This is a genomic window from Pedobacter sp. UBA5917, from assembly GCF_002432345.1.
In the GTDB taxonomy this organism is placed as follows: Bacteria; Bacteroidota; Bacteroidia; order Sphingobacteriales; family Sphingobacteriaceae; genus Pedobacter.
Genome location: NZ_DJDT01000353.1, coordinates 1 through 7,008 on the forward strand (window position 1 = coordinate 1; position 7,008 = coordinate 7,008).

Below are 7,008 nucleotides of genomic sequence, written 5' to 3' on the forward strand. Positions count from 1 at the left end.
CAGCTCCGGTAAAACAGCCGAAGTTGCAAACTACCAAACAGGAATTCGGTAGAGAAGAGCCGGGTATCGAATTTGGAGATACACGCGAGGCAATCCCGCAACAGCCGATCCGTAAGGAAGCAACTGTTGGTAGAAACGAACCTTGCCCTTGCGGTAGCGGTAAAAAATACAAAAACTGCCACGGCGCTAACTTATAATTAGCATATCATAGCATACCGAGCCCCGACAAAAAAAGTCGGGGCTTTTTTATTGAACTAAATTTTTAATTATCGAATTAAGTCATATATTTATTGTCGTAGATTTTTAATCTCCGATCAGATCAATTCGAGACTGGTAGGCAGTTTCTTAATGATAAATCAATAAAAAAAATGGAGTCTGGAAACCATAAAAAACGGGGCGTAACCGAAAAGCCATAAGAGTAGGAACACACACACAACACACACAAATGAAAAGAGTTTTTTACATTGCCGCTGTTTCAGCGACATTGCTGCTATCAAGCTGCGCCACTATTTTTACGGGTACAAAACAAACCGTTCAGGTCAATTCTAATCCACCGGCCGCTACTATCGAAGTAGATGGGGTTAAAGCAGGGGTAACACCTATGGCGGTACCCTTAAAAAAAGGATTTACCGGGCAAACCATCAGTTTAAAGCTTGATGGTTATGAAACCAAAACATTCCAGCCTCAAACTACTTTTAATCCTGTTGCCATATTAAATGTTATAGGTCTGTTTGGTTTTGCCATTGATGCCGCTACAGGTGCAATGATGAAATACGACCCGGCAGTATACGAATTTACCTTAGAGCAAAAGAAAACGAATTAATTTAATTCTCTTAATGGAAATAATTCAAAAAGCCAGGTTTCGAAAGGAGTCTGGCTTTTTCATTGCTTTCTTAACAATAACATTCTCTAAAAATCGTCATCTCGACTAAAGTGAAGCGAAACGGAGAGATCTACGTATTAATACTTTGCAATTAATTTTTCTGCATTGACGAAACGTTTGAGAATTGTATATTGTTGATATCGAGTTATATTTTTAGTATTTTTGAAATATGGAAACAATAACAATAAAAATTCCTGATCAAAAAAGTGGCATTGTAAAACAAATGCTAAAAGATTTTGGTGTCACTATTCTTGAAGCTTCGGCTAAGAATAAACATTTAGAATTATCCCCCGAACAACAACAAGAAATTATTTCATCCCAAGAACAAATTAATAACGGTCTGTTTGTGACTCAATCAGACTTGGACGATGAAATAAATAAATGGCTAAAGAAATAATCTGGTCTCATAAGGCAAAAATTAAGCTTTATATCATTCTTGAGTTTTATGCCAATAGAAATGGGAATAAAAAGTATTCGGCCAAACTTTATAAAAGATTTAATAAGGAAATTAAACTGGTAATTAAAAACCCGCACTTAGGGATTCAATCTTCGCAACCAAATATCCGAGGTTTGATTGTGCTGGATTTTATAATATTTTATGAGAGCAATGATGCCCAAATCATTATTCATACTCTTTGGCAAACTCATCAAAATCCGGATAAATTATCTGCTGAAATACCCACAGATTAAACTATTTGCTTAACCCATAAAGAATGCCGATTTTTGCAACGATTTCGGCATTCTTGTTGTTAAGAAGAAATGAGATGATACATCTGCTCACCAAATGCCAATTATTTTGCTGATGAAAACGACAATAACTTTTATATCGTGCTTACTCCTTACCATTACTGCTTTTGCACAAAAAGGAGAAGTAACGGTTATAAAAGATGCTTTAATCGATAGTTTGATTGCCAAACGCCTCGAAGTTTATAAAACCACGGGCGAAGTTAAACCGGGCAAACCAATTGTTTCTGCATACGGTTACCGTGTACAGATTTTTTATGGATCAGACCGGCGAGAGGTTTTTAATGAACAGGCCCGTTTTAAAGGACTTTACCCGCAGTTAAATACTTACCTTACTTATAAAGAACCCAATTATTATGTTCGTGTGGGCGATTTCAGGAGCCGCTTAGAAGCACAGCGCCTTATCAACGAACTCAGACCAGCTTTTCCCACACTGTTTATTTTTAGGGAAAAAATTAATGCACCAACTTTAGATACCACAACAACCAATGATCAAAAATAAAGTACAGGAACTGGCCGCTCACATTTTTAATGATGTAGTAGGCTATCGTCAACATATCCATGCCAATCCCGAATTATCTTTCAAAGAATTCGAAACCTCTTTATTTATTAAGGATAAATTAAAAAAATGGGGAATTGAATATACCGATTGCGCCAATACAGGTGTGGTGGGTTTAATTAAGGGAAATTTACCTTCTGATCAGGTAATTGCTTTACGTGCCGATATGGACGCCTTGCCTATCCACGAAGCCAATGATAAACCTTACCGTTCTAAAAACCATGGCGTAATGCATGCCTGCGGACATGATGTGCATACTTCTTCACTTTTAGGTACTGCTTATATTTTAAACCAGTTAAAAGATGATTTCGGTGGAACTGTAAAACTGATTTTTCAACCTGCCGAAGAGTTGTTACCGGGCGGAGCAAGCATCATGATCAAAGAAGGTGTACTCGAAAACCCGAAACCCCACCATATTGTTGGTCAGCATGTAATGCCTTTAATCGATGCCGGTAAAGTAGGTTTCCGTTCAGGCATTTATATGGCTTCTACCGATGAACTATATGTTACCGTAACCGGAAAAGGCGGTCATGGCGCACAACCTCACCAGAATATCGATCCGGTTTTAATCGCTTCGCATATCATCATTGCCCTGCAACAGGTGGTAAGCCGCAATGCCGATCCACGCATTCCTTCAGTTTTGTCTTTTGGTAAAGTAATTGCCAACGGAGCAACCAATATTATCCCTAACGAAGTGAAAATTGAAGGAACATTCAGGACTTTAGACGAGGATTGGAGAGATGAAGCGCATAAACGCATGAAAAAAATGGCCGAAGGCATTGCCGAAAGCATGGGCGGAAGCTGCGATTTCGATATCCATAGAGGTTATCCTTTTTTAATCAATGAAGAAAAATTAACCGCTAATGCAAGGGCTTTTGCCGAAGAGTTTTTAGGTAAAGAAAATGTGCTTGATTTAGACATCTGGATGGCTGCGGAAGATTTTTCTTTCTACTCGCAGGTAACAGATGCCTGTTTTTATCGTTTAGGTACCGGGAATGCAGCTAAAGACACGCAATACTCGGTACATACCCCAAGATTCGACATAGATGAAGATGCCCTGAAAATCTCAACGGGGTTAATGGCTTACATCGCTTTAAAACAACTAGGAAACTGATGTAAGAGGTAATTATGTAAAATGGATGATGGAGGAGTTTATGTGCTATCATCTATTTTACATCTCACATTCTCCATCTTCCATCAAACATTATCCATTTTCCATGAAGAAATTATTTTTGTTTTTACTGTTTACTTCGCTCTTTTATAAAGGTTTTACACAGGAAATCCCGCGTTTCAATCCGGATACGATTAAAACCATTACGCTCGATTCAACGGTAAATATCAAAGCCGAAAAACTGAATGTGGAAACATTTATCAGGAAGGTAATGTACGATACTTCTTTTTATCAATCGTTCAGGGATATGAAACGTTATACCTTCATTGCCGAAAACAGGATTTACAGTTACGATAAAAAGAACAAAGTTGATGGTAAAATATACCGTAAAATAAGGCACAACAATAGTGGACCTTACAAAATGGAATACCTGGTAAAACAGGATACCGGGAAAATTTATAAGAAGAACGGTAAGTACCAGTTGTATACAGTAGAAATGTTCGATTACATTTTTATGAATTCTTACAATACTGATTTTATTCCCAATGCGCCTAAACCTGATGGAAAAGGTGGCACAAATGAGAGTTATAAAGATAAGTTGAAAACCTTGGTTTTTAATCCAGGCAGGCCCGTAAAAGTTCCATTTATTGGCAGTAAAACCGAAATATTTTCGGCCAATATGCGCCAGTACTATGATTATGGTTTCACCAGTGGTACTTATCTGGATTCTATTCCGGTTTACCGCTTCAGGGTTTCGGTTAAGCCTGATTTAAGTAGCTGGACAAAAGATGGTATTATGATTAAGGAACTGGTGACTATTTTTGATAAACGCAACTTTAATATCTTAGGTCGTTACATCGATATGAAATACAGTAATCTGCTTTTCGATTTTGATGTGCAGATGAATATCGAAATGGGCTATTTTGGCGAGGATAAACTGCCTACCAAAATTACTTATCAGGGCAACTGGGATTATCCTTTCAAAAAAGAAGAACGGGCAAGTTTTTTAATTGTACATAAAGATTACAAACTCGAAAAGAGCAAATAAGGATTCGATTATCTGCGGCCGTCACCCTGAATTCATTTCAGGGTCTATTCTGTATAAATAATGTTGATTCGAAATGAAAGCTAGACAACATGACGTTAGCATTTGGTAAAGGAGATAGAAATTTATCATTATGAATAAATATTTATCGAATTCTGGTTGTTATCTTTAAACGATTATTAAACCGATAAATATGCAATTTCTTTCTTCCTTAAAATTTAATATATCAATTGCTTTATCCCTGTTTTTAGGCATTAATGTACATGCTCAGGTGCTTACCTCAAAACAGATAGATAGCGTGGTAGAAAAAACATTAAGCACCTTTAATGTTCCCGGCATTGCAGTTTCTGTAATCAAGGATGGTAAAATCATCCATTTAAAAGGTTATGGGGTAAGTTCTATCAAAACCAATAAAAAGGTTGATGAAAATACCCTTTTCGGTGTGGCATCAAACACAAAAGCATTCACGGCTGCTTCTTTGGGTATGCTGGTTGATGAGAAAAAAATTACCTGGGATACAAAAGTCACCGATGTAATTCCCGAATTTAAAATGTACGATGCCTATGTAACCAGCGAGTTTACCATCCGCGATCTGCTTACGCACCGCAGTGGTTTAGGCTTAGGTGCCGGCGACTTAATGATCTGGCCGGATTCATCAACAGTTGATAAAAAACAGCTGATCCATAACCTCCGCTATTTAAAACCCGTTTCTTCTTTCCGCACCAAATACGATTATGATAATCTGATGTATATTGTTGCCGGCGAAGTAGTAGCAAGGGTTTCAGGAATTACCTATGAAGATTTTATCGAAAGCAGGATTATCAAACCTTTAGGAATGACCAAAACTGCTGCTTCATGGTACCGCTTAAAAGATAAATCGAATGTAATCGATGGTCATGCACCTTACGAAGGCAAATTGCTCCCTGTAGGTTTAAGCTTTGGCGAAATTGCCAATGCAGCCGGTGGGATTTATTCGAACGTTACCGACATGAGCAAATGGGTAATGTCGATGATCAACGGCGGTAAATATGGAGAAACGTTGGATAAAAAACTATTCAGCCCTGCTATTGCAAGAGAACTTTGGACACCACAGACTATTATAGCCGGTGGTAATCCGGCGGCTTTTAGCAGCTATGGCTTGGGTTGGTTTTTGAGTAATGTTAACGGTAATTTTCAGGCCACACATACCGGAGGCTTATCGGGTATTGTAACGCAGGTTACCATTCTTCCCGAATTGAAATTGGGTATTATTGTGTTAACCAACCAGCAATCTGGTGCAGCTTTTAATGCCATTACCAATTCGATCAAAGATGGTTATTTAGGCATTAAAGGGCAGGATCGCATTAAAACCTATAACGATAACAGGCTTAGGAATGAAAAACAGGCTGGCGAAATGGTCGCCAAAGTTTGGAATGATATTACTGCACAGCAAAAACTTTCGGCCACAAAACCTGATAACAAAAACTACTATGGCACTTTTCATGATTCGTGGTTCGGCGATGTAACCATTAGTGAAGTAAACGGTAAAATGCATTTTCAGGCCAAAAACGCGCCGAAACTGAGAGGCGATATGACTTACTACAAAGGCAACACTTTTATTGTAAAGTGGTACGACAGGAGTTTGGATGCAGATGCCTTTGTTAATTTTGGGCTGGATAACAACGCCCAGGCCGATGGTTTTAAAATCGAAGCCATTTCGCCACTAACCGATTTTAGTTTCGATTTTCAGGACCTAGATTTTAAAAAGACCGATAAAAAATAACCTAACCAATTATACACACATGAAATCATTATTAAAAACAAGTATTTTACTAAGCTTTTGCTTAATTGCATTAACCTCGATGACATTTAAACCAAAACGGATTATCTTTTTCGGTGATTCGATTACCCAGCAGGGTGTTTCTAAAAAAGGCTATGTAACCCTGATCAAACAATCGCTCGATTCTACAAAATACAATGTAATCGGCGCAGGAATTGGCGGTAACAAAGTATACGATCTTTACCTGCGTTTAGAAGACGATGTTTTGAACAAGAAACCAGATTTGGTAGTCATTTATGTAGGCATTAACGATGTTTGGCACAAACAATCATCGCACACCGGAACCGACTATGATAAATATTTAAAATTCTACCAGGCACTTATCAATAAAATCCAGGGTGTGGGCAGTAAAGTAGTTTTGGTTACCCCATCGGTTGTGGGCGAGAAAAAAGACGGGACTAACGAATTGGATGCCGATCTGAATAAGTATGCTGCAGGTATCAGGGAATTGGCTGCAAAAAACAACCTTCCGGTATGCGATTTAAGAAAGGTTTTTGCCGATTACGAAACTAAAAATAATCCAGAGGATAAAGAAAAAGGCATTTTAACCGTTGATAGGGTACACCTGAACGAAACAGGTAATCAATTGGTAGCCGATCAGTTATTGCCTTTGGTAAAGTAATAGATTTAGAACCGCAGAGTTCGCAAAGTATTGCGCAAAGAACACAAAGAAATTTTTCTCTGTGTTCTTTGTGTTTTTTCTCTGTTATCTTTGTGGTTAATCAGGTGATTCGTCATTGCGAACTGAAGCAAAGGGATTGTGTGGTGGAGTGAAGCAATCTTTCATGCAAGGTGATAACTGATAAGAGTATATATAATAGCAAAAAAGATTGCTTCGTCGTACCTC

9 protein-coding genes are annotated in these 7,008 nt (G+C 38.0%); all 9 read left to right on the top strand.

Annotated elements, in window-relative coordinates; translation table 11 throughout:
- Positions 1-197: SEC-C metal-binding domain-containing protein (locus tag B2V92_RS24700; protein WP_293313126.1), on the top strand; the 197-nt coding region annotated here is incomplete at its 5' end.
- Positions 198-445: 248 nt separating this feature from the next.
- Positions 446-823 carry a PEGA domain-containing protein gene (locus tag B2V92_RS24705; protein WP_293313127.1) on the top strand — a complete coding sequence of 126 codons (378 nt, stop codon included), beginning with the start codon at positions 446-448 and terminating at the stop codon, positions 821-823.
- A 229-nt stretch (positions 824-1,052) separates the two neighbouring features.
- Entirely contained in the window at positions 1,053-1,280 is a 228-nt protein-coding gene (locus B2V92_RS24710) for a hypothetical protein (RefSeq protein ID WP_293313128.1), read from the top strand.
- Positions 1,265-1,573, top strand: a complete 309-nt coding sequence (locus B2V92_RS24715) for a type II toxin-antitoxin system RelE/ParE family toxin (RefSeq protein ID WP_293313130.1) — start codon at positions 1,265-1,267, stop codon at positions 1,571-1,573. Before B2V92_RS24710 ends, B2V92_RS24715 begins: the two co-directional genes overlap by 16 nt.
- A gap of 112 nt (positions 1,574-1,685) precedes the next feature.
- Positions 1,686-2,129: an SPOR domain-containing protein gene (locus B2V92_RS24720; RefSeq protein ID WP_293313132.1), complete on the top strand. Its 444-nt coding sequence runs from the start codon at positions 1,686-1,688 to the stop codon at positions 2,127-2,129.
- Complete coding sequence (locus B2V92_RS24725; RefSeq protein ID WP_293313134.1) at positions 2,116-3,300, top strand: M20 metallopeptidase family protein; 1,185 nt, start codon at positions 2,116-2,118, stop codon at positions 3,298-3,300. Before B2V92_RS24720 ends, B2V92_RS24725 begins: the two co-directional genes overlap by 14 nt.
- Before the next feature lie 103 nt (positions 3,301-3,403).
- Positions 3,404-4,345, top strand: coding sequence for a hypothetical protein (locus tag B2V92_RS24730; RefSeq protein WP_293313136.1), 942 nt, complete (start codon positions 3,404-3,406; stop codon positions 4,343-4,345).
- 190 nt (positions 4,346-4,535) lie between these two features.
- A complete protein-coding gene (locus B2V92_RS24735; RefSeq protein WP_293313138.1) occupies positions 4,536-6,104 on the top strand; it encodes a serine hydrolase in 1,569 nt (522 codons plus the stop codon).
- A 19-nt stretch (positions 6,105-6,123) separates the two neighbouring features.
- Positions 6,124-6,783 (top strand): SGNH/GDSL hydrolase family protein, encoded by a 660-nt coding sequence (locus B2V92_RS24740; RefSeq protein WP_293313140.1) that lies wholly within the window; start codon positions 6,124-6,126, stop codon positions 6,781-6,783.
- The last annotated feature ends 225 nt before the right edge of the window (positions 6,784-7,008 follow it).

Excerpts from the sequence above, each read along its gene's own strand:
- B2V92_RS24710 (WP_293313128.1), top strand. The coding sequence starts at position 1,053 with ATGGAAACAATAACAATAAAAATTCCTGATCAAAAAAGTGGCATTGTA.
- B2V92_RS24705 (WP_293313127.1), top strand. The coding sequence starts at position 446 with ATGAAAAGAGTTTTTTACATTGCCGCTGTTTCAGCGACATTGCTGCTA.
- B2V92_RS24725 (WP_293313134.1), top strand. The coding sequence starts at position 2,116 with ATGATCAAAAATAAAGTACAGGAACTGGCCGCTCACATTTTTAATGAT.
- B2V92_RS24715 (WP_293313130.1), top strand. The coding sequence starts at position 1,265 with ATGGCTAAAGAAATAATCTGGTCTCATAAGGCAAAAATTAAGCTTTAT.
- B2V92_RS24720 (WP_293313132.1), top strand. The coding sequence starts at position 1,686 with ATGAAAACGACAATAACTTTTATATCGTGCTTACTCCTTACCATTACT.
- B2V92_RS24735 (WP_293313138.1), top strand. The coding sequence starts at position 4,536 with ATGCAATTTCTTTCTTCCTTAAAATTTAATATATCAATTGCTTTATCC.
- B2V92_RS24740 (WP_293313140.1), top strand. The coding sequence starts at position 6,124 with ATGAAATCATTATTAAAAACAAGTATTTTACTAAGCTTTTGCTTAATT.
- B2V92_RS24730 (WP_293313136.1), top strand. The coding sequence starts at position 3,404 with ATGAAGAAATTATTTTTGTTTTTACTGTTTACTTCGCTCTTTTATAAA.